We start from the raw sequence: 25683 nt of genomic DNA on the forward strand, positions 1-25683 counted from the left end.
TCAGCAGCGTATCGCCGAGGCGCGCGCGCCACGAATCCTGGGGATCGCGCCAGCCGCGCAGGCTCTGGCTGCCCGTTGCCAGGGCTTTGCTGAAGTGCTGGCTCAGCAGCACCAGCAGCAGGCAGCAAGCCAACTGCAGCAGCGCCAGCAGCGCAGCCCGTGCGGGATCGTAATCAAAACTCAGCGCCTGATAGATGGCCAGCTCCAGCGTGGTGGCCTGCGGACCGCCGCCCAGCGCCAGCACGGTAGCGAAGCTGGCAAAGCACAGCATAAAAATCAGGGCGGCGGTGGGCAGAATCTGCCGGCGCAGCCACGGCCACTCCAGCAGCCGGAAGAGATGCCAGCCGCGCAAACCAAGCTGCGCCGCCACCTGGCGCTGCTCCCCCGGGATATTCTCCAGAGCCTGTAGCAGCATGCGCGTCGCCAGCGGCAGGTTAAAGAATACGTGCGCCAGCAGAATGCCCTGCAGGCCGTAGGGGGAGAAGTGATACTCAACGCCGACCGCTGCGCACAGCTGCGCCAGCCAGCCGCTGCGGCCATAGACGCTTAACAGACCAAATACCGCCACCAGCACCGGCAGCACCAGCGTCATGGCACACAGGCGCAGCAGCAGATTGCGGCCGGGAAAACGGCGGCGATAGAGCGCACGCGCCAGCAGAATGGCCGGCAAAACCGAGAGCAGGACCGAAAGCAGCGCCTGTTCAAATGAGAACGCCAGCACATGGTGCAGATAACTGTCGCTCAGCAGTGTGCGCCAGTCGGTCGCGGGAGCCACCAGCACCAGGGCGCCAAACGCCAGCAGCGCCACCGCACACAGCAGCAGCGCCGTAAAGGTACCGGGGATCAGCCAGCCGGGCATCAGCGGCTGACGGCTTGTTGCCAGGTGCGGATCCAGGCCGCACGGTGATCGGCTACCTCTGCCGGGGTGAACTGCAGCGCGTTTTCCGGCACGCTCAGTGACTGATAGCCCGCGGGCAGCGTGCTTTTGATCACCGGATACATCCAGTTGCCGGTCGGGATAGTCTGCTGGAAGGCGGGCGATACCATAAACTGCATGAACTGCTGCGCCAGCTGCGGCTGTTTGCTGCTGGCAAGCTGCGCGGCAACTTCTACCTGCAGATAGTGGCCTTCGCTAAACGTTGCGGCTGCGTAATTCGCTTTTTTCTCTTCAATCAGGTGATACGCCGGAGACGTGGTGTAACTCAGCACCAAATCTCCTTCGCCCTTCAGGAACAAACCGTAGGCTTCGCTCCAGCCTTTGGTGACGGTCACGGTTTTCTGCGCCAGCTTCTGCCAGGCATCACTGACGTTGTCGCCGTACACTTTTTGCATCCACAGCAGCAGACCAAGCCCGGGCGTGCTGGTGCGCGGATCCTCATAAATCACGCGCCACTTCTCCGGGCTTTCGACCAGCTCTTTCAGGCTTTTGGGCGGATTCTTGAGTTTGTTTTTATCGTAGACGAAGGCGAAGTAGCCGTAATCAAACGGAATGAAGGTGCTGTTGGTCCAGCCATCCGGCAGCTGCAGATTGTGGGTATCCACCTTGCTGGCAGCAAACAGGCCGGTCTTCTCTGCAGCCTGAACCAGATTGTTATCCAGGCCCAGCACCACGTCGGCTTTACTGTTTTTGCCCTCCATGCGCAGGCGGTTCAGCAGCGAAACGCCATCCTCCAGCGCAACGTAGTTCAGTTCGCAGCCGCACCCGGCCTCAAAGGCTTTTTTCACCGCCGGGCCGGGCCCCAGTCGGCAGCAAAAGAGTCATAGGTATAGACGGTTAGCACAGGTTTGGCGGCAAAGACCGGGGCAGAGACCAGCAGCAAGACAGGCAGAACTTTGTTTAACACTTTGCGCTCCTTAAGGAGAGGATAACGTTGCATCGCAAAGGATCTGAGCAGCAGGCATCTCAAATCCCTACGCCGGTATCAGCCGGATCAGGTTCGACGGGTCTCTCTCAGCCAGTTAACCGGCACCCCGTTGAGAACGGCCTATAGTAGACATTTCTGTGACAGCGCGAAAGCATCACAGCTCCGGTGGGGCGAACCACGCGGATTTAAAGTCAAACCAGCCCAGCGTATTGAGGCGCACGCCACGCATACTGCGCTGTCCCTCCAGCAGCAGCCAGTGGTGGAACAGCGGATGCAGATAATCACTGTTCACCAGCTGTTTGCTCCACTCCGCCAGCGGCAGTGACTTTTCGCGCCAGCGCGTCGCATCGCCCTGCCAGTCGATGGGGATGCAGTGCTGCATCAGCGGCAGCTCGTAGAGCTGGGCGAACAGCGCATAGTCGAGCGGCAGCGTGAAGTTAACGCTGCCGAGCCAGATATCGCTCTCGCCCGCGCCCTCGAACCACGCTTCATAACTCACTTCACGGGTAATCAGCTCCACGCCCTGCTGCGCCAGTAGCGGCCGCAGCGCATTAGCAATGCCCTCATGCTCAACGTGATGGCTGTACCAGCTGAGCGTCAGCTGCGTCAGGCCGGCAGGTTTGCTGGCGGGCGTCAGATCGCGGCGATGGTGCCAGCGCGGCAGTAAGCCATACGCCGGAAACCAGTAGCGTTGATAGCCAACGCCGGCGTGGTTCAGCAGGGCGATGGGATTGAGCAGATAGCTGGCCCAGCGGCGAAACGCAGCGTCGCGGCCGCGTGCCGAGCGTTGATCGAACAAAAGAAAATAGCAGCCCTCCTCCAGACGGCTCTCTTCCGATTTCTCGTCCGCCGTCTCCCCCTCCAGCTTCACGCCTGCGTAGACCAGTTCGTCGCTGATCTCCGGCAATACCCAGATGGAGACGTCATCGATCAGTGCGCGATAACCGAAGTAGTCATCAAAGGCGGCGATTTTGAGCTGGCTGTACTGATTGCGCACCACGCTGTAGGGGCCGGTGCCGATGGGCTGGCGGGCAAAATGGCGCAGCGTCGGCCATTCACGCGGCAGGATCATGGCGCTGACGCTGCCCAGCAGCCATGGCAGCCAGTCATCCGGCTGGCGGAGGTGAATATCCAGCGTCCAGGGAGCAGGGGAGTGCAGCGTGTCGATATGGGAGAACAGCGGCTGGCTGCGCACCCGCTCCAGCGAGGCGATGACATCTTCCATCTCCAGCTCGCGTCCGTGATGAAAGCGAATAGCCGGACGCAGAAAGAAACGCCAGTGCAGCGGCGAGGTTTGCTGCCAGTGGTGGGCGATATCCGGCTCGATTTCCCCCTTTTCCTCATTTATCCGCGTCAGACCGCTAAATATCTGGCGTGCCAGGTGGGTCTCTGAACGACGCAGCGGAGAGCCGGGCAGAAGATTAGGCAACGGACGGTAGTAGAGCACGCGCAGGATATGTTTACCCTGCCGGAAGCTGCGGCCAAGATGCGCCGCAATCATCTGGCGCACCTGATTTTTGTCGCCCACCAGCTGTACCAGCTGGTCGATGCGATCCTGCTCCAGCAGATCCTCCGCGCGCTGCTGCTGCAGGGCCAGCCCGGTGTAGCAAAAACGCAGCAGAGAGCGCTTACCGCGGCCAGCCTCAGCCTGCCAGATCAGCCAGCCGGCCTGTTGCATGGCATTGAGCAGGTTGCGCATATGCCGACGCGAGCAGTGCAGCAATGCCGCCAGCTCATTCAGGGTGGTCTCCTGATCCTGGCCCTGGCAGTGTTGCCACAGGCGGATAAATTGCTGCTGCAGGCGGGCAGAGGACATAAAAGGGGAACTCCTTCTCAACTTCGCTCAGTTTTTCCTGCCTCATATTAGAGGCATACTGGCGGGCAATGGAAGAGCGGGAGGCATTCAGCAATGAGTGGCGCTCTGCCAGCGGTTCCGCTGCGGTGGAACCTTTTCTGAGTAGGGTGCACTTTCACCGCCAGCAGGTTATCTCTGCTGGCTTTTTTCGTTTTGCTGTGAAATCTTCTACGCTGTTTTTTTGGTCCTGCTTTCTCCTCAAAGGGATTTCTGCATGAAATCGCTGTTAACGCGGCAGCGCCGCCTGAATCCGATCTATCTCTCGTTTATGGCCGTGTCGTTTATGGTGGGCGTGGCCGGTGCGCTACAGGCGCCAACGCTGAGTCTGTTTCTGACGCGTGAAGTACAGGTGCGGCCATTCTGGGTCGGGCTGTTTTTCACCATCAACGCCATTGCCGGCATCGCGATCAGCCTGCTGATGGCGAAACGTTCGGATACGCAGGGCGATCGCCGCAACCTGATTCTGTTCTGCTGCCTGATGGCTGTGCTCAATGCGCTGCTATTTGCTTTTAATCGCCACTATCTGACGCTAATTACCGCTGGCGTATTGCTGTCGGCCATCGCCAGCGTGGCGATCCCGCAAATCTTTGCGCTGGCGCGTGAGTACGCCGATCAATCCGCGCGCGAAGTAGTGATGTTTAGCTCAGTGATGCGGGCGCAGCTGTCGCTGGCGTGGGTGATTGGCCCGCCGCTGTCGTTTGCGCTGGCGCTCAACTACGGTTTCGTCACGCTATTTAGCGTAGCGGCGGCCATCTTTCTGCTCAGCATGGTGCTGATCTGGCGCACGCTGCCCTCGGTGCCGCGCGTGGTGGCGACGCCGGAGCAGGTGCTGACGCAGCTCAGCCCGTGGAGAGACAGCCAGGTGCGGCTGCTGTTTATCGCTTCGGTTGTCATGTGGGCGTGCAATACCATGTATATCATTGATATGCCACTCTATATCAGCGCAACGCTTGGTCTGCCCGAGAAGCTGGCCGGGCTGCTGATGGGCACCGCCGCCGGGCTGGAGATCCCGATCATGCTGCTGGCCGGGCACTATGCCAGGCGCTACGGCAAGCGCCCGATGATGCTGCTGGCGCTGGTAGCGGGCATTCTGTTTTATCTCGGCATGGTGTTGTTCACGTCGCGCACCGCACTGATGGCGCTGCAGCTGTTTAACGCGGCGTTTATCGGCATTATCGCCGGTATTGGGATGTTGTGGTTTCAGGATCTGATGCCAGGACGTGCCGGGGCGGCGACCACCATGTTTACGACATCAATCTCTACCGGGCTGATTATTGCCGGTTTGATTCAGGGAACGCTGAGTGAGCGGTTCGGTCATGAAGCGGTGTACTGGCTGGCACTGGTCATGGCAATTGTGGCGCTGCTGCTGGCCGCGCGGGTGCGGGACGTGCGTACGTAAAACAGTGCGCCGCTACAGATCAGCGTGTAGCGGCGCAATGGGCTGCCCGGAAACCTTAACGCAAAAACGCCGGCTGGCTGGCTTCATAGTCCGCGATTGATGCTTCGTGCTGCAGCGTCAGTCCGATGCTGTCGAGGCCATTGATCATGCAGTGACGACGGAAGCTGTCGATCGCGAAGCTATAAACCTTGTCGCCCGCCGTGACCGTCTGCGCTTCCAGGTCCACGGTAAAACGGATACCTGGCTGAGCCGCCACCAGCTGGAACATCTCCTCAACCTGCTCTTCACTCAGCTTCACCGGCAGCAGCTGATTATTGAAGCTGTTGCCGTAGAAGATGTCAGCGAAGCTTGGCGCGATCACGACATGGAAACCGAAATCGGTCAGTGCCCAGGGGGCGTGCTCACGCGAGGAGCCGCAGCCAAAGTTTTCCCGCGCCAGCAGGATGCTGGTGCCTTTGAATTCCGGCTTGTTCAGTACAAAGCTGGCGGTCGGTTGGGTGCCGGCATCGTCATCAAAACGCCAGTCGTGGAACAGATGTGCACCAAAGCCCGTGCGCGTGACTTTCTGCAAAAACTGCTTTGGAATAATGGCATCGGTATCGACGTTAGCGGCATCCAGCGGCGCCACGATCCCGGTGTGCTGGGTAAATTTGTTCGCCATGGCTTATGCTCCCTGAGTCAATTCACGAATGTCGGCAAAACGTCCGGTCACCGCGGCAGCGGCGGCCATCGCCGGGCTCACCAGGTGCGTGCGCCCGCCGCGGCCCTGACGGCCTTCAAAATTACGGTTACTGGTTGAGGCGCAGCGCTCGCCGGGATTCAGGCGATCGTTGTTCATCGCCAGGCACATCGAGCAGCCCGGCAGGCGCCACTCAAAACCGGCCTCCAGGAAGATTTTATCCAGACCCTCGGCTTCCGCCTGGGCTTTCACCGGGCCGGAACCGGGGACGACCATGGCGACCACGCCCGGAGCCACTTTACGGCCCTTCGCAATTGCCGCAGCCGCGCGCAGATCTTCGATACGTGAGTTGGTGCAGGAGCCGATAAACACTTTATCGATCGCCACATCCGTGAGTTTGATACCCGGCTGCAAATCCATATAGGCCAGCGCTTTCTCCGCTGACGCGCGCTCGACCGGATCGGCAAACGACTGTGGATTGGGGATCGCCTGATCCACGGCCATTACCTGGCCCGGGTTAGTGCCCCAGGTCACCTGCGGCGCGATGTCGGCGGCGTTCAGGGTGACCACGGTATCGAATTTTGCATCGCTATCAGATTTCAGCGTGCGCCAGTAGTTCACAGCCTGCTCCCACTGCTCGCCCTTCGGTGCGAACTGCTTGTCTTTCAGATAGGCGAATGTGGTGTCATCCGGCGCAACCAGACCGGCTTTTGCACCCATCTCGATAGCCATGTTACACAGCGTCATACGGCCTTCCATGCTCAGCGCCTGGATGGCCGGACCGCAGAACTCAACAACGTGGCCGGTACCGCCCGCGCTGCCGGTTTTTCCAATAATGGCCAGCACGATATCTTTGGCGGTAATGCCCGGCGCAGCTTCGCCCAGCACTTCAATCTTCATGGTTTTAGCACGGCCCTGCTTCAGGGTCTGCGTGGCAAACACGTGTTCTACTTCAGACGTACCGATACCGAACGCCAGCGAACCGAATGCGCCATGCGTCGCGGTGTGCGAGTCACCACATACGATGGTCATGCCTGGCAGCGTCATGCCTTGCTCGGGGCCGATCACGTGAACGATGCCCTGGAACGGGTGATTCAGGTCATACAGCTGAATGCCAAACTCGGCGCAGTTCTTCATCAGCTCCTGCATCTGAATGCGCGCCATCTCGCCTGATGCGTTGATGTCTTTGGTCTGCGTCGAGACGTTATGGTCCATGGTGGCGAAGGTTTTTGACGGCTGGCGCACTTTGCGGCCGTGCGCACGCAGGCCATCAAAGGCTTGCGGCGAGGTCACTTCATGGATCAGATGGCGATCGATATAGAGTAACGGTGTCTCATCAGGCGCTTCGTGAACGACATGTGCATCAAATAACTTCTGGTATAAGCTTTTCATTTTGTTATTTTTCCTCGGCGATGAAGCCGGCAATAATGCTGCCCATTTCATCGGTGCTCACGGCAGGGCCGTTACCGGCCAAATCACGGGTGCGATGGCCCGCCTCCAGCGCGCGGCTGACCGCGTGCTCAATGCTATCGGCTGCAGCAGCAGCGTTCAGGCTGAAACGCAGCAGCATGGACAGCGAGAGAATTTGCGCAATCGGGTTAGCGATGTTCTGGCCCGCGATATCCGGGGCAGAGCCGCCAGCCGGTTCAAACAGGCCAAAGCCCTCTTCATTCAGGCTGGCAGACGGCAGCATACCCATTGAGCCGGTGATCATGGCGCACTCATCCGACAGGATGTCGCCAAACAGGTTAGAGCAGAGCAGCACATCGAACTGCGACGGATCTTTAATCAGCTGCATGGTGGCGTTATCAATGTACATGTGGCTCAGCTGCACATCCGGGTAATCTTTTGCCACTTCATTCACGATCTCGCGCCACATCACGGAGGTGGCCAGCACGTTCGCTTTATCAATCGACGTCACTTTGTTACGACGTTTGCGCGCAGCCTCGAAAGCGTTACGGGCAATACGTTCAATCTCAAAGCGGTGATAAACCTCAGTGTCGAAAGCACGCTCATGCGGACCGCTGCCTTCACGACCTTTGGGCTGACCAAAATAGATGCCGCCGGTCAGCTCACGCACGCAGAGGATATCGAAACCGCGTGCGGCGATATCGCTACGCAGCGGACAGAACGCTTCCAGACCTTTATACAGCGCAGCCGGGCGCAGATTGCTAAACAGTTTGAAGTGCTTACGCAGCGGCAGCAGCGCACCGCGCTCTGGCTGGCTGGCCGGTGGCAGATGCTCCCACTTCGGGCCGCCCACGGAGCCGAACAGAATGGCGTCGGCCTGCTCTGCACCATTGACGGTGGCGGGCGGTAACGGCTCACCGTGACGATCGATGGCGATGCCACCAACATCATATTCGCTGGTGGTGATACGCATGTCGAAACGCGTACGGATCGCATTGAGGACTTTCATGGCTTGCGCCATCACTTCCGGACCGATTCCGTCGCCTGGCATGACCGCGATATGAAATGACTTAGACATAGTTACACCGTTTCCTTCTGATCTTTAAATTTACGCTGCAATTCTTTCTCAACCTGTTTGGCACGCCAGATGTTGTTCAGGGCGTTGACCATCGCTTTAGCGGATGACTCAACGATATCGGTCGCCAGGCCTACGCCGTGGAATTTACGGCCGTTGTAGTTGACCACGATATCCACCTGGCCCAGCGCGTTCTCGCCGTGGCCTTTGGCGGTGAGTTTGTAGTTCACCAGCTCGGCTTCAAAGCCGGTAATGCGGTTAATGGCCTGATAGACGGCATCCACCGGGCCGTTACCGGTAGCGGCATCGGCTTTGCTCTCTTCACCACAGCCCAACTGCACAGATGCCGTGGCGGTAACGCTGGAGCCGGTCTGCACGTTAAACTCTTTCAGCTGGAAGTACTCCGGCTCTTCGTTCTGCTTATTAATGAAGGCCAGCGCTTCCAGATCGTAATCGAAGACCTGACCTTTCTTATCGGCCAGCTTGAGGAAGGCGTCGTACAGCGCATCCAGGTTATAGTCCGCATCTTTGTAGCCCATCTCTTCCATGCGGTGTTTCACGGCTGCACGGCCGGAGCGCGACGTCAGGTTGAGCTGGATTTTGTGCAGGCCTATCGACTCCGGCGTCAGGATTTCGTAGTTTTCGCGATTTTTCAGCACGCCATCCTGATGAATGCCCGATGAGTGGGCGAAGGCGTTGGAGCCCACGACCGCTTTGTTAGCCGGGATCGGCATGTTGCAGATTTGGCTGACAATCTGGCTGGTACGGTAAATTTCCTGATGATTGATGTTGGTGTGCACGTTCATGATCTGCTGGCGGGTTTTGATCGCCATGATCACCTCTTCCAGCGCACAGTTACCGGCACGCTCACCCAGTCCGTTCAGCGTGCCCTCTACCTGACGCGCACCGGCCAGCACCGCAGCGATTGCGTTGCCGGTTGCCATGCCCAGGTCATCATGGGTATGCACTGACAAAATGGCTTTGTCGATGTTAGGCACGCGATTGATCAGCTGACCAATAATGTTGGCGTACTCGCCTGGCAGGGTGTAGCCAACGGTGTCCGGGATATTAATGGTGGTGGCGCCAGCGTGAATCGCGGCTTCAACCATGCGGCACAGATCGTCGATAGGCGTACGTCCGCCATCTTCGCAGGAGAACTCCACGTCATCGGTGTAGTTGCGGGCATGTTTGATCATGTGCACCGCACGCTCAATTACCTCGGGCAACGTACTGCGCAGTTTGGTCGCAATATGCATCGGCGAAGTGGCAATAAAGGTATGGATACGGAAGGCTTCGGCAACGCGCAGCGATTCGTAAGCGGCATCAATATCCTTCTCAACGCAGCGGGCCAGACCACAGACGCGGCTGTTTTTAATGGTGCGCGCAATGGTTTGTACGGATTCAAAGTCACCAGGCGAGGAGACCGGGAAACCCACCTCCATAACATCCACGCCCATACGTTCCAGCGCCAGGGCGATCTGCAGTTTTTCTTTAACACTCAGGCTGGCCTGTAAAGCCTGTTCACCGTCGCGCAGAGTGGTATCGAAAATAATAACTTGCTGGCTCATGGTCTCTTCCTTTTTACATTTACTTCGCCGGTGCAACGAGCATAAAAAAACCCGCGCAGTGGCGCGGGTTTTTAACTTTCAGCAGGTTCGAATCAGTTGTTGATTCCGCCCACGAGTCTACCGCGCAAACTGGATGCGTTAAGTAGTAGACCGAGTAGGCGAGAAGTACGGAACATGAATCAAACCTCGTAAATTGAGTGCTGTACATATTGGTACTGGATTCGCCAGGCGATGTCAACCCTGATGCAAGGGGTATTTTGCCGAAGGATTAAGGGCGATGTGCTGGGATTTTTTATGGAAACAGAGCATTGCCATCTATTAACGTCGAAAAAAGGTCTGTCCGCGCTTAAAAAAACGTTTAAATAGCGCTTAATAATTTTAACTATTTGATTTTAAATGAATATTTAACTGTCAGTGCACGAGTTGATAAACAAGAACAGGCTTATTGCTTAGCAGAATGTGATGTGAGGGCACTAAATAGCAGTTAATCACGCCAGAAAGTGATGCAGCCAAAACATTGTGGGCTGAGCGGTTCAGCAATATGAAAATGATATTTCTTACAACACGCTGTAAATAATCTTTAAACCAGCATTTTCCTCTGTGCTTATGCCATGGTATTAGTTTAATCCTCGCGAGCAATAATCACGTGTCAGTGCCTTTTCTGCCGTATTAAGCCCGGTGCGGCGCTCTGACGTTTGCAGGCCGGGATTTCTGCGGTTATGGTAATCGGCCTACTCTCAAAAAATCCACGCAGGTAGTTTCCCTGTACCTGGAAGGCGGCAATGAATGACGTCTTCTGAGCATAAACATAAGATTTTGATCTTAATTGGCGAATAAGGGACAGAAGCGCAGTGGCGTGCTGGATAGCGCTGGCCGCGGCGTCTGTTGCTTGAGCCTGGAGGCAGAAAATGGAGATGTTGTCAGGAGCCGAAATGGTCGTCCGTTCGTTGATCGATCAGGGCGTAAAGCAGGTATTCGGTTATCCGGGCGGAGCAGTGCTCGATATTTATGATGCGCTGCAAACGGTCGGTGGTATTGACCACGTTCTGGTTCGTCACGAGCAGGGCGCGGTGCACATGGCGGATGGCCTGGCGCGCGCCACCGGCGAAGTCGGCGTGGTGCTGGTGACCTCCGGCCCCGGTGCCACCAATGCCATTACCGGTATTGCTACAGCCTATATGGATTCGATTCCGCTGGTCATTCTCTCGGGCCAGGTGCCGTCATCGCTGATTGGCTACGATGCGTTCCAGGAGTGCGATATGGTGGGAATCTCCCGCCCGGTGGTAAAACACAGCTTTCTGGTGAAAAGCACGGAGGAGATTCCCACCGTACTGAAAAAAGCGTTCTGGCTGGCGGCGAGCGGCCGCCCTGGCCCGGTGGTCATCGATCTGCCTAAAGACATCCTCAATCCTGCCAACAAGCTGCCGTACGTCTGGCCGGAAACCGTCAGCATGCGCTCTTATAATCCGACCATTCAGGGACATAAAGGTCAGATTAAACGCGCGCTGCAGACGCTGCTGGCTGCTCACAAACCGGTTATCTACGCCGGTGGCGGCGCGATCACCTCGGGCTGCGAAGCCGAACTGCTGCAGCTGGCGGAAAAACTCAATATCCCGGTTACCACATCATTGATGGGGCTCGGCGCGTTTCCTGGCACGCACCGCCAGTGCGTAGGTATGCTGGGGATGCACGGCACTTACGAAGCCAATATGACGATGCACAATGCCGACCTGATCTTCGGCATTGGCGTGCGCTTCGACGATCGTACTACTAATAATCTGGCGAAGTACTGCCCGAACGCGACCATCATGCATATTGATGTCGATCCAACCTCGATCTCGAAAACCGTCAGTGCCGATATTCCAATTGTCGGTGATGCGAAGCAGACGCTGGTACAGATGCTGGAGCTGCTGGCGCACAGCGAGGCGAAACAGGAGCTCGATAGCTTGCGCGACTGGTGGCAAACCATCGATGGCTGGCGCAGCCGTAAATGCCTGGAGTTCGATCGCACCAGCGACAAGATCAAACCGCAGGCGGTAATTGAAACCATTGCACGCCTGACCAAAGGTGAGGCTTACGTGACCTCGGACGTAGGCCAGCACCAGATGTTCGCTGCGCTTTACTACCCGTTCGACAAACCACGTCGCTGGATCAACTCCGGTGGTCTGGGGACCATGGGCTTTGGCCTGCCTGCCGCGCTGGGGGTGAAGATGGCGCTGCCGGATGAAACCGTAATCTGCGTGACCGGCGATGGCAGTATCCAGATGAACATTCAGGAGCTCTCTACCGCGCTGCAGTACGATCTGCCGGTGTTGGTACTGAACCTCAACAACCGCTTCCTTGGCATGGTGAAGCAGTGGCAGGACATGATCTACTCTGGCCGCCACTCACAATCGTATATGGAATCGCTGCCGGACTTCGTGCGCCTGGCGGAAGCGTACGGCCACGTTGGTATTGCTATCCAGCATCCGGCGGAGCTGGAAGAGAAGCTGCAGCTGGCGCTGGATACGCTGGCGAAAGGGCGCCTGGTGTTTGTGGACGCTACCGTGGATGGCAGCGAACACGTCTACCCGATGCAAATTCGGGGTGGCGCGATGGATGAGATGTGGTTGAGCAAAACGGAGAGGACTTAATTATGCGTCGTATTTTATCGGTTCTGCTGGAAAACGAATCCGGCGCATTGTCCCGCGTTGTCGGGCTGTTCTCACAGCGCGGCTATAACATTGAGAGCCTGACCGTGGCGCCCACTGACGATCCTACGCTTTCGCGCATGACGATCCAGACCGTTGGCGACGAGAAGGTGCTGGAGCAGATTGAAAAACAGCTGCACAAGCTGGTGGATGTATTACGGGTTACCGAGCTGGGGCAGGGCGCGTATGTTGAACGCGAAATCATGCTGGTGAAAATCCAGGCCAGCGGCTACGGTCGTGAAGAGGTAAAACGCAGCGCAGAGATCTTCCGCGGGCAGATTATCGATGTCACGCCAACGCTGTACACGGTTCAGCTTGCCGGCACCAGCGATAAACTTGACGCCTTCCTTAATACCGTGCGTGAAGTCGCGGAGATTGTAGAAGTGGCGCGCTCGGGTATCGTTGGCGTTTCACGCGGCGATCGCGTGATGCGGTAATTGCCTGAAGTTACCATCACTTTTTTAGCTAACCCGGCGTAATGCCGGGTTTTTTTATTTCATGCGCTTGTGACGTTTGCTGATGAAAAGCGGTTGCTCAGCGTAGTGTTCTGCGGTTAGATGTTACAAATGTTTTACCCATAGCTACTCTGCGGGCATTTTTGCCGCCCCGGGCTTATCAGAACGAAGGTGTCATCGTGAAACTGGATGAAATTGCGCGCCTGGCGGGCGTGTCGCGCACCACGGCCAGCTACGTAATTAATGGCAAAGCGCGGCAGTATCGTGTCAGCGAGAAAACCGTCGAGAAAGTCATGGCGGTGGTGCGTGAGCATAATTATCACCCGAACGCCGTTGCCGCAGGTTTGCGCGCAGGGCGTACGCGCTCGATTGGGCTGGTCATTCCCGATCTGGAAAACACCAGTTATACGCGCATTGCGAACTATCTGGAGCGCCAGGCGCGTCAGCGGGGCTATCAGCTGCTGATCGCCTGCTCAGAGGACCAACCGGACAATGAGATGCGCTGCATTGAACATCTGCTGCAGCGTCAGGTGGATGCGATTATCGTTTCAACCTCGCTACCGCCGGAGCACCCTTTCTATCAGCGCTGGATTAACGATCCGCTGCCCATTATTGCGCTGGATCGCGCGCTGGATCGTGAGCACTTCACCAGCGTGGTGGGGGCCGATCAGGATGATGCGCACGCGCTGGCCGCTGAATTGCGTCAGCTACCGGTGAAAAACGTGCTGTTTCTCGGTGCGCTGCCTGAGCTTTCGGTGAGTTTCCTGCGTGAAATGGGCTTCCGCGATGCCTGGCAGGGCGACGAACGCCCTATCGACTACATCTACTGCAACAGTTTCGATCGCGCCGCGGCGGCAACGTTGTTCGAAAAGTACCTGGAAGATCACCCGATGCCGGAGGCGCTGTTCACCACCTCATTCGGCCTGCTGCAGGGCGTCATGGATATCACGCTGAAGCGCGACGGACGTCTGCCAACCGACCTGGCGATTGCCACCTTTGGCGACCACGAATTACTGGACTTTCTCGAGTGCCCGGTGCTGGCGGTAGGGCAGCGCCATCGCGATGTGGCCGAGCGCGTACTGGAGCTGGTGCTGGCTTCGCTGGATGAACCACGGAAACCAAAACCGGGCTTAACCCGTATCCGGCGTAATTTATTTCGTCGCGGACAGTTAAGTCGCCGCACGAAATGAAGAGGCGGGCGGAATGTTCGCCCGCGCTTATTAATTCCTCATTTATTAACCTGCAATCCACACGGCGTAAAAAAGCGTAAATAATCGCCATCTGTTCTAACAAAATAACTTACCGCGCTTTTTCCGATTGTTTACATCTTCAGCAGTCGCCTATAGCAGAGCCGGCGCCATCGTGCCGGACATCCTTTCAGAAATCCCCTAAAATGCAGCCGCTGTCGCATATTGAGGGAGAATAATCGCAGCGGCAAAACGGGGCTGATTTTTGTGCGTTATTTACGTAGCCCATTTTTTTATACTGTTATTCATCAGTTTAATTTTAAATTTTCTCTGCATACTCCTCTTAATTCATTGCCCGCCAAATTTTCAACGGTGTAAAGAGTGATATTCACTTACCGTTGCGGCTTGACAAGGATTTCATCGGCTCCGTAAACTCGTTTCGTGGTAAAAAGTGGGATAAAGTGGTGAAAACGGGTAACTGAGGGGTAGGACTGGCATGTTCCGTGGGGCAACGTTAGTCAATCTCGACAGTAAGGGACGGCTGGCGGTACCAACGCGCTATCGTGAATTACTGCTCGCGGAGTCTCAGGGTCAAATGGTATGCACCATAGACCTCCATCAGCCCTGCCTGCTGCTTTATACCCTGCCCGAATGGGAAATCATTGAGAAAAAGCTGGCCCGATTATCCAGCATGAATCCGAATGAGCGCCGCGTACAGCGGCTGCTGTTGGGTCATGCCAGTGAGTGCCAGATGGATAATGCAGGACGCCTGCTGCTGGCTAATACGCTACGTCAGCACGCGAGCCTGAGTAAAGAAGTGATGCTGGTTGGACAGTTCAATAAGTTTGAGCTGTGGGATGAACAGACCTGGTATCAACAAGTTAAGGACGATATTGACGCAGAACAGTCGGCTCAGGAGCCTTTATCTGAGCGGTTGCAGGACTTGTCGCTATAGCTATGCAGGATAATTTTAAACACACCACGGTGCTGCTGGATGAGGCGGTTAACGGCCTCAATATCAGGGAAGACGGCATTTATATCGACGGCACTTTTGGGCGCGGCGGTCACTCACGTCTGATTCTTTCGCAGCTGGGCCCCAAAGGACAGCTTCTGGCGATTGATCGCGATCCGCAAGCTATTGCCGCGGCAGCAGAGATTGACGACCCACGTTTTTCCATTGTGCACGGGCCGTTTTCAGCGCTGGCGGAGTACGTTGAAGCGCGGGGCCTCACCGGCCGGATTGACGGCGTGCTGCTGGATCTCGGCGTCTCTTCACCTCAGCTGGATGATGCAGAGCGAGGCTTCTCCTTCATGCGGGATGGACCGCTTGATATGCGCATGGATCCTTCACGCGGACAATCGGCTGCCGAGTGGCTGATGAGCGCGGAAGAGGCGGATATCGCGTTTGTCATCAAAACCTACGGTGAAGAGCGCTTCGGTAAACGCATCGCGCGCGCCATTGTTGAGCGCAATCGTGAACAGCCGATGACGCGCACCAAAGAGTTAGCCGCAGTCATCTCTGCGGCTATGCCGGTGAAGGACAAATTCAAACACCCGGCGACGCGGACCTTCCAGGCGATTCGCATCTGGATCAACAGCGAGCTGGAGGAGATCGACACCGCACTCAAAGGCGCAACGGCGGTGCTGGCGCCTGGCGGCAGATTGTCGGTCATCAGTTTCCACTCGCTGGAAGATCGTCTGGTTAAACGCTTTATGCGCGATCAGAGTCGCGGCCCTCAGGTACCGGCTGGCATTCCGATGACGGAAAGCCAGCTGAAAGCGCTGGGCGGACGTGAACTGAAAACGCTTGGCAAGCTGATCCCGGGCGAAGCGAAGTGCGTGAAAATCCACGCGCGCGCAGTTCGGTGTTACGTATTGCTGAAAGGACCGCGTCATGATTGGCAATGAGCGTCACAGCCTGCCCGGTGTTATCGGCGGCGACCTGTTGCGCTTTGGCAAGATCCCTGTGCTGCTGCTGATTGCGGTGCTGGTCTCATCCGTACTGGTTGTCACTACCACGCACAAGACGCGTCTGCTGACGGCGCAGCGTGAGCAGCTGGTACTGGAGCGTGACGCGCTGGATATCGAATGGCGCAACCTGATTCTGGAAGAGAACGCCCTGGGCGATCACAGCCGGGTAGAACGGATAGCAACCGAAAAGCTGCAACTGCAGCACGTTGATCCTTCACAGGAAAATATTGTGGTGCAGAAATAAGGAATCGCAGACCTCAATGAGCGGCGCAGGCAAAACGCTGAAGTTACGAAAACAGGAAGATAAGGCCAGCTTTGTAAGCTGGCGTTTTGCGTTGCTGTGCGGCTGTATTTTACTGGCGCTGGGCGGGCTACTCTCCCGCGTGGCCTGGCTACAGGTCATCAGCCCCGACAAGCTGGTTAAAGAGGGCGATCTGCGCTCGCTGCGCGTGCAGGAGGTGCCCACCGCGCGCGGCATGATCAGCGACCGCGCAGGCCGCCCGCTGGCCGTAAGCGTGCCGGTAAATGCCATCTGGGCCGATCCCAAAGAGCTGACTGAGCACGGCGGCGTAACCGTGGATAGCCGCTGGAAAGCGCTGTCCGATGCGCTGTCGATCCCGCTCGACCAGTTGGCTGCACGCGTCAATGCCAACCCGAAAGGGCGGTTCATCTATCTGGCGCGCCAGGTCAACCCGGCCATTGGCGAGTACGTGAAAAAACTCAAGTTGCCGGGTATCTATCTGCGCCAGGAGTCGCGCCGCTACTATCCGGCCGGTCAGGTCACCGCGCATCTGATTGGCTTTACCAACATTGATGGTCAGGGCATTGAAGGTATCGAAAAGAGTTTCGATAAGTGGCTGACCGGTGAGCCGGGTGAACGTACGGTGCGTAAAGATCGCTTCGGACGCGTAATCGAGGATATCTCCTCTGTCGATAGCCGTGCCGCGCATAACCTCACCCTCAGCATTGATGAGCGCCTGCAGGCGCTGGTGTATCGCGAGCTGAACAATGCGGTGGCGTTTAACAAAGCGGAATCGGGCACGGCGGTGCTGGTGGATGTTAATACCGGTGAAGTGCTGGCGATGGCGAACAGCCCGGCTTATAACCCGAATAATCTCAGCAACACGCCGAAAGATGTTATGCGTAACCGCGCGATTACTGACATCTTCGAGCCGGGCTCCACCGTTAAGCCGATGGTGGTAATGACCGCGCTGCAGCGTGGCGTGGTCAAAGAGAACAGCGTACTGAATACCGTGCCGTATCGCGTTAATGGTCATGAGATCAAAGACGTGGCGCGCTATAACGAATTGACCCTGACCGGGGTTCTGCAGAAGTCGAGTAACGTCGGGGTTTCACGTTTGGCGTTAGCGATGCCCTCCTCAGCGCTGGTAGAGACTTACGCGCGCTTTGGCTTGGGAAAACCGACCAATTTGGGGCTGGTCGGGGAAAGTAGTGGCTTATACCCTCAAAAACAACGGTGGTCTGACATAGAGAGGGCCACCTTCTCTTTCGGCTACGGGCTAATGGTAACGCCGTTACAGTTAGCGCGAGTCTACGCAACCATTGGCAGCTACGGCATCAACCGCCCACTGTCAATCACCAAAGTTGACCCACCGGTCGCGGGCGAACGCGTTTTCCCGGAAGACGTGGTGAAAACGGTGATGCACATGATGGAGAGTGTTGCGCTGCCCGGCGGTGGTGGAGTGAAAGCCGCCATCAAGGGCTATCGTATTGCCATCAAAACCGGTACCGCGAAAAAAGTCGGGCCTGATGGACGCTACGTCAATAAATACATTGCTTATACCGCAGGCGTTGCGCCTGCCAGCCGCCCTCGTTTTGCTCTGGTGGTGGTCATCAACGATCCCCAGGCCGGTAAATATTATGGCGGTGCGGTCTCTGCACCGGTATTTGGCGCCATTATGGGCGGTGTGCTGCGCACCATGAATATCGAACCGGATGCGCTACCCACCGTTGATAAAGACGAGTTGGTGAAGAACAGAAGTGAGGAATCAAGTGACAGATCGTAACCTGCGCGACTTACTGGCCCCCTGGGTGCCTGGCGCGCCGGCGCGTCCACTCCGTGACATGACACTGGATAGCCGCGCTGCGGCTGCTGGCGATCTGTTTATCGCCGTGGCGGGCCATCATGCTGATGGACGTCGTTTTATTCCGCAGGCTATCGCGCAGGGTGTTGCGGCCGTTATTGCCGAAGCCGAAGGCGAAGCCAGCGATGGGGATATCCGTGAAATGCACGGTGTGCCGGTTATCTATCTGGCGCAGTTGCAGCAGCGTCTCTCTGCACTGGCCGGGCGCTTTTACCAGCAGCCTGCTGAAAAACTGAAACTGATTGGTGTTACCGGCACCAACGGCAAAACCACCACAACGCAGCTGATTGCGCAGTGGGCCAGCCTGCTGGGTGAAACCAGCGCGGTGATGGGCACGGTGGGCAATGGCCTATACGGGCAGCTGGTGCCGACAGAGAACACCACCGGTTCGGCAGTGGATGTACAGCATGTTCTGAACGATCTGGTCGATCAGGGCGCTACGCTGGCGGCCATGGAGGTCTCTTCGCACGGGCTGGTGCAGCACCGTGTGGCGGCGCTACCCTTTTCTGCCGCCGTGTTTACCAATCTGAGCCGCGATCACCTTGATTACCATGGTGATATGCAGAGCTACGAATCGGCCAAATGGCTGCTGTTCTCTGAGCATCAGGTGGGTGAAGCCATTATTAACGCCGACGATGAAGTGGGGCGGCGCTGGCTGGAGAGATTACCGGATGCGGTCGCGGTCACGCTGGAGAATAACCTGCAGCCCGGTTGCCACGGGCGCTGGTTGAAAGCGACGGCGGTCAATTACCACGATGGTGGCGCGCAGGTGCGCTTCAGCTCCAGCTGGGGCGAAGGCGAGTTTGATAGCCGCCTGATGGGCGCTTTTAACGTCAACAATCTGCTACTGGCGCTGGCCACGCTGCTGACGCTGGATTATCCGCTGGAGGCGCTGGTTGCCACGGCAGGCCAGCTGCAGCCGGTCTGCGGCCGCATGGAGGTGTTCAGCGCGCCGGACAAGCCGACGGTGGTGGTCGATTATGCCCACACGCCAGACGCGCTGGAAAAAGCGCTGGAGGCGGCGCGCCTGCACTGCAAAGGCCAGCTATGGTGCGTGTTTGGCTGCGGTGGCGATCGTGACAAAGGCAAACGTCCGCTGATGGGGGCGATCGCCGAGCAGTTCGCTGACATCGTTGTGATTACTGACGATAACCCGCGCAGCGAAGAGCCCGCCGCCATAGTGAATGACATTCTGACCGGTCTGCTCGATCCGGGCCGCGCCCGCGTGGTTGCTGGCCGCGCGCAGGCCGTTACCCACGCGGTAATGCAGGCAAAAGCTGACGATATCGTGCTGGTTGCCGGTAAAGGCCACGAAGATTACCAGATTATCGGCAACCGCCGCCTTGATTACTCCGACCGCGCTACCGTCGCCCGCTTACTGGGGGTGATGGCATGATCCCGATTACTCTGCAAACCCTGGCCGACATCAGCGGCGGTGAGCTGCTGGGTGACAATTTGACGATTGCCGAGGTCACCACCGATACGCGCAACGTTACTCACGGCAGCCTGTTTGTGGCGCTGGTTGGTGAGCGCTTTGACGCGCACGATTTTGCCAGCGATGCGATCGCCCGTGGCGCGCAGGCGCTGTTAGTGAGCAAGCGCTTAGCAGTTGATGTGCCGCAGGTGAGGGTAGCCGATACGCGCATCGCCTTTGGTCAGCTTGCTGCCTGGGTGCGCCAGCAGGCGAAAGCCCGCGTGGTAGGCCTGACAGGCTCATCGGGTAAAACCTCCGTGAAGGAGATGACCGCCGCGATTTTGCGCCAGTGCGGTGAAACGCTCTATACCGCCGGTAACCTGAACAACGATTACGGCGTGCCGATGACGCTACTGCGCCTGACCGCGCAGCACGATTACGCTGTGATTGAGATGGGCGCGAATCATCAGGGTGAAATTGCCTATACCACTAACCTGGTGCGGCCGGAAACGGCGCTGGTCAATAACCTGGCCGCTGCGCATCTGGAAGGGTTCGGTTCGCTGGCGGGTGTGGCGAAAGCCAAAGGGGAGATCTTTGGCGGATTGCCGGTACACGGTACGGCGATCGTCAATGCAGACAGCAACGATCTTGCCAACTGGCAGCCGCAGTTTGCTGATAAAACCCTGTGGCGCTTCTCGCCGCAGCCGATGGCTGATGCGGAGTTCCGCGCCAGTGACGTTGTGCTGCGCGCCGATGCCACGCTGTTTACCTTACATACGCCTCGCGGTGACATCGCCGTCGAGCTGCCGCTGCCGGGGCGTCACAACATCGCGAACGCGCTTGCCGCCGCAGCGTTGGCGCTCTCTGTGGATGCGCCGCTCACTGCGATTCAACAGGGCCTTAAAACCCTGCAGCCGGTTCCCGGTCGTCTCTTCCCGATTCGTCTGGCGGCCAGCCAACTGCTACTGGATGACAGCTACAACGCTAACGTCGGCTCAATGACGGCCGCCGCGCAGGTGCTGGGCGATATGCCGGGCTTCCGCGTGATGGTGGTGGGTGATATGGGCGAGCTGGGCGAGGAAGCGGCGTCCTGCCACCGCCAGGTGGGCGAAGCGGCAAAAGCTGCCGGCATTGATTGCGTACTGAGCACCGGTAACCTCAGCCATTTTATTAGTGAAAGCAGCGGTAAAGGCGAACATTTCGCCACTAAAGCAGCGCTGACTGAACGTTTACGTACGCTGCTGTCCCAGCATCAGGACATCACTATTTTGATTAAAGGTTCACGTAGTGCCGCCATGGAGCAGGTAGTACAGAGCTTACAGGAGAAAGGAACATGCTAGTCTGGCTGGCCGAACATTTGGTCGCATTTTATTCCGGCTTTAACGTCTTTTCCTATTTGACGTTCCGCGCCATTGTCAGCCTGCTGACCGCTCTTTTCATCTCGTTATGGATGGGGCCACGCCTGATTGCGTGGCTGCAAAAGCTGCAAATTGGCCAGGTTGTCCGCAACGATGGCCCGGAGTCGCACTTCAGTAAGCGCGGCACGCCAACCATGGGCGGCATCATGATTCTGACCTCGATTACCGTGTCGGTGCTGATGTGGGCCTATCCGTCCAACCCGTATGTCTGGTGCGTTCTGGCCGTGCTGATCGGTTTTGGCATCATTGGCTTTGTCGATGACTACCGCAAAGTGGTGCGTAAAGACACGAAAGGCCTGATTGCCCGCTGGAAGTACTTCTGGATGTCGGTGATCTCGCTGGGCGTCGCCTTTGCACTGTTTATCGCCGGGAAAGATACGCCGGCTACGCAGCTGGTGGTGCCATTCTTCAAAGATGTTATGCCGCAGCTTGGCCTGTTCTACGTGGTGCTGGCGTACTTCGTGATCGTTGGCACTGGCAATGCCGTGAACCTGACCGATGGTCTTGATGGTCTGGCGATTATGCCGACGGTATTTGTTGCCGCCGGCTTTGCGCTGGTGGCCTGGGCGACCGGTAACGTTAAGTTCGCGGAGTATCTGCATATTCCGTATCTGCGCCACGCCGGTGAGCTGGTGATTGTCTGCACCGCGATTGTCGGGGCTGGCCTCGGATTCCTGTGGTTCAACACCTATCCGGCACAGGTCTTTATGGGCGATGTCGGTTCGCTGGCGCTGGGCGGCGCGCTCGGTACGCTGGCAGTGCTGCTGCGTCAGGAATTTTTGCTGGTGATCATGGGCGGCGTGTTTGTGGTGGAGACGCTGTCGGTAATTTTGCAGGTAGGGTCATTCAAACTGCGCGGTCAGCGTATTTTCCGTATGGCACCTATACACCATCACTATGAACTGAAAGGCTGGCCGGAGCCGCGCGTGATCGTGCGCTTCTGGATTATCTCGCTGATGCTGGTGCTGATTGGCCTGGCAACGCTGAAGGTACGTTAATCATGGCAGACTATCGGGGCAGAAAGGTCGTCATCATTGGATTAGGCATTACCGGCCTCTCCTGTGTTGATTTCTTCCTCGCGCAGGGCGTCACGCCTCGCGTGATGGATACCCGTGTGTCACCGCCGGGGCGGGATAAACTGCCCGGGCAGGTTGAGTGCCATGTGGGCAGCATCAACAGTGACTGGTTACTGGCAGCGGACCTGATTATCGCCAGTCCGGGTATTGCCCTGGCGCACCCGGCGCTGAGTGAAGCCGCCGATGCAGGCATTGAAATCATCGGTGATATCGAACTGTTCTGCCGTGAAGCGCAGGCCCCGATTGTGGCGATAACCGGCTCTAACGGCAAAAGCACCGTCACAACGCTGGTAGGCGAAATGGCACGCGCCGCAGGCTGGCAGGTAGGCGTCGGTGGCAATATCGGCTTACCGGCTCTGACGCTGCTGAAAGCGCCCGCCCAGCTCTATGTTCTTGAGCTCTCCAGCTTCCAGCTGGAAACCACCTGGAGCCTGAAAGCGGCGGCGGCCACCATCCTCAACGTTACTGAAGATCACATGGATCGCTATCCGTTGGGTATGCAGCAGTATCGCGCGGCCAAGTTACGTATTTATGAAAATGCCAGCGTCTGTGTCGTTAACGCAGACGATGGCATGACGATGCCGGTGCGCGGCGTGGATGCACGCTGCGTCAGCTTCGGGATTGATGTGGGTGATTACCATCTCAATCAGCAGCAGGGCAGCACCTGGCTGCGGGTAAAAGGCGAGAAAGTGCTGGATACCCGTGAGATGAAGCTGGTGGGCCAGCACAACTACACCAACGCGCTGGCGGCGCTGGCGCTGGCCGATGCGGTAAATATCCCCCGCGCTTCCAGTCTGAAAGCACTGACCACTTACGGCGGCCTGCCGCACCGTTTCCAACTGGTGCATGAAGCGAAAGGGATACGCTGGATTAATGACTCCAAAGCCACCAACGTGGGCAGCACTGAAGCCGCGCTCAATGGCCTGCAGGTGCAGGGTACCCTGTGGCTGCTGCTGGGTGGCGATGGTAAAGGCGCCGATTTCAGCGCGCTGGCGCACTATCTTCAGGGCGACAATCTGCGTCTGTTCTGCTTTGGTCGCGATGGTGATGCGCTGGCCAGTCTGCGCCCATCGATAGCCACGCGCACGGAGACCCTGCAACAGGCCATGGCGCAGATAGCGCCGCAGGTGAAAGCGGGCGATATGGTACTGTTATCGCCGGCCTGCGCCAGCCTTGACCAGTTCCGTAATTTTGAGCAGCGCGGCGATCAATTCGCGCAACTGGCGAAGGAGTTAGGCTGATGCGTATTCCCGGTGCCGGTATCGCCAGTTTCCTCTCGCTGCGTCTGCGCGATTGGGTTATGGGCGCGCGCGACAGTGATGATGCGCCGGTGGTGCTGTATGACCGCACGCTACTGTGGCTCACATTTGGTCTGGCGATCATTGGTTTTGTGATGGTGACGTCAGCGTCGATGCCGGTGGGCCAGCGTCTCAACGAAGATCCCTTCTACTTCGCCAAGCGTGATGCGTTCTATATCGTGCTGGCGCTGGGCATGGCGCTGGTCACGCTGCGTGTGCCGATGGATTTCTGGCAGCGCTACAGTAATGCGATGCTGGTGGCATCCGTGCTGATGCTGCTGATCGTACTGGTAGTGGGCAGCTCGGTGAACGGGGCATCGCGCTGGATTGCGCTGGGCCCACTCCGTATTCAGCCCGCCGAACTCTCGAAGCTTTCGCTGTTCTGCTATCTCGCCAGCTATCTGGTGCGCAAGGTCGAAGAGGTGCGTAACAACTTCTGGGGCTTCTGTAAGCCGATGGGCGTGATGGTGATTCTTGCCGTGCTGCTGCTGGCCCAGCCCGACCTGGGTACGGTGGTGGTGCTGTTCGTAACCACGCTGGCGATGCTGTTCCTCGCCGGCGCCAAGCTGTGGCAGTTCCTGGCGATTATCGGCTCCGGCATTTTTGCCGTGGTGCTGCTGATCATCGCTGAACCGTATCGTATGCGCCGCGTCACCTCCTTCTGGAACCCGTGGGAAGATCCGTTCGGCAGCGGCTATCAGCTGACGCAATCGCTGATGGCGTTTGGCCGCGGCGAGTTCTGGGGGCAGGGCCTGGGCAACTCAGTACAAAAACTGGAGTATCTGCCGGAAGCCCATACCGACTTTATCTTCTCGATCATCGGTGAAGAGTTGGGTTATGTCGGTGTGGTTTTAGCGCTGTTAATGGTATTCTTCGTCGCTTTTCGCGCGATGTCGATCGGTCGCCGTGCTCTGGAGATCGATCAACGTTTTTCGGGCTTCCTCGCATGTTCAATTGGCGTGTGGTTTAGCTTCCAGGCGCTGGTTAACGTCGGTGCGGCAGCGGGTATGCTGCCGACCAAAGGTCTGACGCTGCCGCTGATCAGTTACGGTGGCTCGAGTCTGATCATCATGTCGACCGCCATCGTCTTTTTATTGCGCATAGATTATGAAACGCGCCTGGCGAAGGCGCAGGCGTTTACCCGAGGTGTACGATGAGTGGCAAACGGCTGATGGTCATGGCAGGCGGAACGGGCGGACACGTTTTCCCCGGCCTGGCGGTGGCGCATCATCTGATCGAGCAGGGCTGGCAGGTGCGCTGGCTGGGGACTGCCGACCGTATGGAAGCCGATTTGGTGCCGAAGCACGGCATTGAGATCGAGTTTATTCGCATCAGCGGCTTACGCGGTAAAGGCGTTAAGGCGCTGTTGCAGGCACCGGTACGGATTTTCACTGCCTGGCGCCAGGCGCGTCGCATTATGAAGCAGTGGCAGCCGGATGTGGTGCTGGGAATGGGCGGCTACGTGTCGGGCCCCGGTGGACTGGCGGCGTGGAGCTGCGGCATCCCGGTGTACTGCATGAACAGAACGGTATCGCCGGGCTGACCAACAAGTGGCTGGCTAAGATTGCCACCAAAGTGATGCAGGCGTTTCCGGGGGCGTTTCCCACCGCTGATGTGGTGGCAACCCGGTTCGCACCGATGTACTGGCGCTGCCGCTGCCGGCTGAGCGTCTCAGCGGTCGCACCGGACCGGTCCGTGTACTGGTGGTTGGCGGCAGTCAGGGCGCACGCATTCTGAACCAGACCATGCCGCAGGTAGCGGCTGAGCTGGGCGACGCCATTACGCTGTGGCACCAGACCGGTAAAGGGGGCCAGGCGATTGTGCAGCAGGCTTACCGCGAGGCCGGGCAGCCGCAGCATAACGTCACCGAGTTTATTGATGATATGGCAGCCGCTTACGCCTGGGCCGATGTGGTGGTATGCCGTTCGGGCGCCCTCACGGTGAGTGAAGTAGCCGCTGCAGGCTTACCTGCGATTTTTGTGCCGTTCCAGCACAAAGATCGCCAGCAGTACTGGAATGCGTTGCCGCTGGAGCAAGCGGGCGCCGCCAGAATTTTCGAGCAGCCGCAGTTTATTGCGTCTGCAGTAGCAGAGACGCTGCGTCACTGGGATCGCACCACACTGCTGACGATGGCAGAGAAAGCCCGTCAGGTGGCGATTCCTGATGCCACCGAACGTGTGGCGCGGGAAGTGGCTCGGGTCGCAAAATAAGTTAACCG

Annotated in this window: 20 protein-coding genes, 3 pseudogenes and 1 riboswitch; of the genes and pseudogenes, 15 read left to right on the forward strand and 8 right to left on the reverse strand. The window is 57.8% G+C overall.

The features are described from left to right. The 3 genes and pseudogenes from thiP to sgrR form a co-directional block, all read right to left on the reverse strand. Positions 1 to 883 (reverse strand): thiamine/thiamine pyrophosphate ABC transporter permease (gene thiP / locus HA48_RS07845; RefSeq protein ID WP_208613116.1); only part of this gene is annotated, 883 nt, incomplete at its 3' end. After that, positions 859 to 1844: pseudogene (gene thiB / locus HA48_RS07850) on the reverse strand (thiamine ABC transporter substrate binding subunit). The gene thiP and the pseudogene thiB, both read right to left, overlap by 25 nt. A 46-nt stretch (positions 1845 to 1890) precedes the next feature. Continuing rightward, a riboswitch (TPP riboswitch) is annotated at positions 1891 to 1984 on the reverse strand. Between the two features lie 35 nt (positions 1985 to 2019). After that, positions 2020 to 3681, reverse strand: a complete 1662-nt coding sequence (sgrR, locus tag HA48_RS07855) for an HTH-type transcriptional regulator SgrR (RefSeq protein WP_128600520.1) — start codon at positions 3679 to 3681, stop codon at positions 2020 to 2022. A 253-nt stretch (positions 3682 to 3934) separates the two neighbouring features. Here sgrR and HA48_RS07860 point away from each other — a divergent pair, with 253 nt between their 5' ends. Beyond that, positions 3935 to 5119, forward strand: coding sequence for a sugar efflux transporter (locus HA48_RS07860; protein ID WP_128600521.1), 1185 nt, complete (start codon positions 3935 to 3937; stop codon positions 5117 to 5119). Positions 5120 to 5174: 55 nt separating this feature from the next. Here the strand turns inward: HA48_RS07860 and leuD are convergent, their stop codons facing one another. The 5 genes from leuD to leuL all read right to left on the reverse strand — a co-directional run bounded on the left by leuD (position 5175) and on the right by leuL (position 10027). Further along, positions 5175 to 5780 carry a 3-isopropylmalate dehydratase small subunit gene (leuD, locus tag HA48_RS07865; protein ID WP_128600522.1) on the reverse strand — a complete coding sequence of 202 codons (606 nt, stop codon included), beginning with the start codon at positions 5778 to 5780 and terminating at the stop codon, positions 5175 to 5177. A gap of 3 nt (positions 5781 to 5783) precedes the next feature. Then, entirely contained in the window at positions 5784 to 7190 is a 1407-nt protein-coding gene (leuC, locus tag HA48_RS07870; RefSeq protein WP_128600523.1) for a 3-isopropylmalate dehydratase large subunit, read from the reverse strand. A 4-nt stretch (positions 7191 to 7194) separates the two neighbouring features. Then, positions 7195 to 8286 (reverse strand): 3-isopropylmalate dehydrogenase, encoded by a 1092-nt coding sequence (leuB, locus tag HA48_RS07875; RefSeq protein WP_128600524.1) that lies wholly within the window; start codon positions 8284 to 8286, stop codon positions 7195 to 7197. A gap of 2 nt (positions 8287 to 8288) precedes the next feature. Then, complete coding sequence (gene leuA / locus HA48_RS07880; RefSeq protein WP_128600525.1) at positions 8289 to 9851, reverse strand: 2-isopropylmalate synthase; 1563 nt, start codon at positions 9849 to 9851, stop codon at positions 8289 to 8291. A 92-nt stretch (positions 9852 to 9943) separates the two neighbouring features. After that, entirely contained in the window at positions 9944 to 10027 is an 84-nt protein-coding gene (leuL, locus tag HA48_RS22925; protein ID WP_128600575.1) for a leu operon leader peptide, read from the reverse strand. A 732-nt stretch (positions 10028 to 10759) separates the two neighbouring features. On the opposite strand from leuL, the gene ilvI reads away from it, so the two are divergent. From ilvI to HA48_RS22935, 14 genes and pseudogenes are all read left to right on the forward strand, one after another. Further along, positions 10760 to 12484 carry an acetolactate synthase 3 large subunit gene (ilvI, locus tag HA48_RS07890; RefSeq protein WP_128600526.1) on the forward strand — a complete coding sequence of 575 codons (1725 nt, stop codon included), beginning with the start codon at positions 10760 to 10762 and terminating at the stop codon, positions 12482 to 12484. 2 nt (positions 12485 to 12486) lie between these two features. After that, entirely contained in the window at positions 12487 to 12978 is a 492-nt protein-coding gene (gene ilvN / locus HA48_RS07895) for an acetolactate synthase small subunit (protein WP_128600527.1), read from the forward strand. 197 nt (positions 12979 to 13175) lie between these two features. Beyond that, positions 13176 to 14186, forward strand: coding sequence for a catabolite repressor/activator (cra, locus tag HA48_RS07900; RefSeq protein ID WP_128600528.1), 1011 nt, complete (start codon positions 13176 to 13178; stop codon positions 14184 to 14186). A 493-nt stretch (positions 14187 to 14679) separates the two neighbouring features. Beyond that, positions 14680 to 15138: a division/cell wall cluster transcriptional repressor MraZ gene (gene mraZ / locus HA48_RS07905; RefSeq protein WP_128600529.1), complete on the forward strand. Its 459-nt coding sequence runs from the start codon at positions 14680 to 14682 to the stop codon at positions 15136 to 15138. Between the two features lie 2 nt (positions 15139 to 15140). Further along, positions 15141 to 16081: pseudogene (gene rsmH / locus HA48_RS07910) on the forward strand (16S rRNA (cytosine(1402)-N(4))-methyltransferase RsmH). Then, complete coding sequence (gene ftsL / locus HA48_RS07915; protein WP_128600530.1) at positions 16078 to 16398, forward strand: cell division protein FtsL; 321 nt, start codon at positions 16078 to 16080, stop codon at positions 16396 to 16398. Before rsmH ends, ftsL begins: the two are co-directional and overlap by 4 nt. A 16-nt stretch (positions 16399 to 16414) precedes the next feature. Continuing rightward, on the forward strand, positions 16415 to 18181 hold the full coding sequence (locus tag HA48_RS07920; RefSeq protein WP_128600531.1) for a peptidoglycan glycosyltransferase FtsI: 1767 nt from the start codon (positions 16415 to 16417) through the stop codon (positions 18179 to 18181). Then, entirely contained in the window at positions 18168 to 19655 is a 1488-nt protein-coding gene (murE, locus tag HA48_RS07925; RefSeq protein WP_128600532.1) for a UDP-N-acetylmuramoyl-L-alanyl-D-glutamate--2,6-diaminopimelate ligase, read from the forward strand. Before HA48_RS07920 ends, murE begins: the two co-directional genes overlap by 14 nt. Next, positions 19652 to 21013 (forward strand): UDP-N-acetylmuramoyl-tripeptide--D-alanyl-D-alanine ligase, encoded by a 1362-nt coding sequence (murF, locus tag HA48_RS07930; protein WP_128600533.1) that lies wholly within the window; start codon positions 19652 to 19654, stop codon positions 21011 to 21013. Before murE ends, murF begins: the two co-directional genes overlap by 4 nt. Next, positions 21007 to 22089, forward strand: a complete 1083-nt coding sequence (gene mraY / locus HA48_RS07935) for a phospho-N-acetylmuramoyl-pentapeptide-transferase (protein ID WP_128600534.1) — start codon at positions 21007 to 21009, stop codon at positions 22087 to 22089. The genes murF and mraY overlap by 7 nt, the downstream gene beginning before the upstream one ends. Positions 22090 to 22091: 2 nt before the next feature. After that, the gene (gene murD / locus HA48_RS07940; protein ID WP_128600535.1) at positions 22092 to 23408 is read left to right on the forward strand and encodes a UDP-N-acetylmuramoyl-L-alanine--D-glutamate ligase; all 1317 of its coding nucleotides are present in this window, start codon (positions 22092 to 22094) and stop codon (positions 23406 to 23408) included. Then, a complete protein-coding gene (gene ftsW, locus HA48_RS07945) occupies positions 23408 to 24622 on the forward strand; it encodes a cell division protein FtsW (protein ID WP_128600536.1) in 1215 nt (404 codons plus the stop codon). Before murD ends, ftsW begins: the two co-directional genes overlap by 1 nt. Before the next feature lie 20 nt (positions 24623 to 24642). Next, positions 24643 to 25202, forward strand: a pseudogene (locus tag HA48_RS22930) (glycosyltransferase). Then, positions 25169 to 25675, forward strand: a complete 507-nt coding sequence (locus HA48_RS22935) for a glycosyltransferase (RefSeq protein WP_425270661.1) — start codon at positions 25169 to 25171, stop codon at positions 25673 to 25675. Before HA48_RS22930 ends, HA48_RS22935 begins: the two are co-directional and overlap by 34 nt. Positions 25676 to 25683 lie beyond the last annotated feature (8 nt).

The organism is Pantoea wallisii (genome assembly GCF_002095485.1).
Lineage (GTDB): Bacteria > Pseudomonadota > Gammaproteobacteria > Enterobacterales > Enterobacteriaceae > Pantoea > Pantoea wallisii.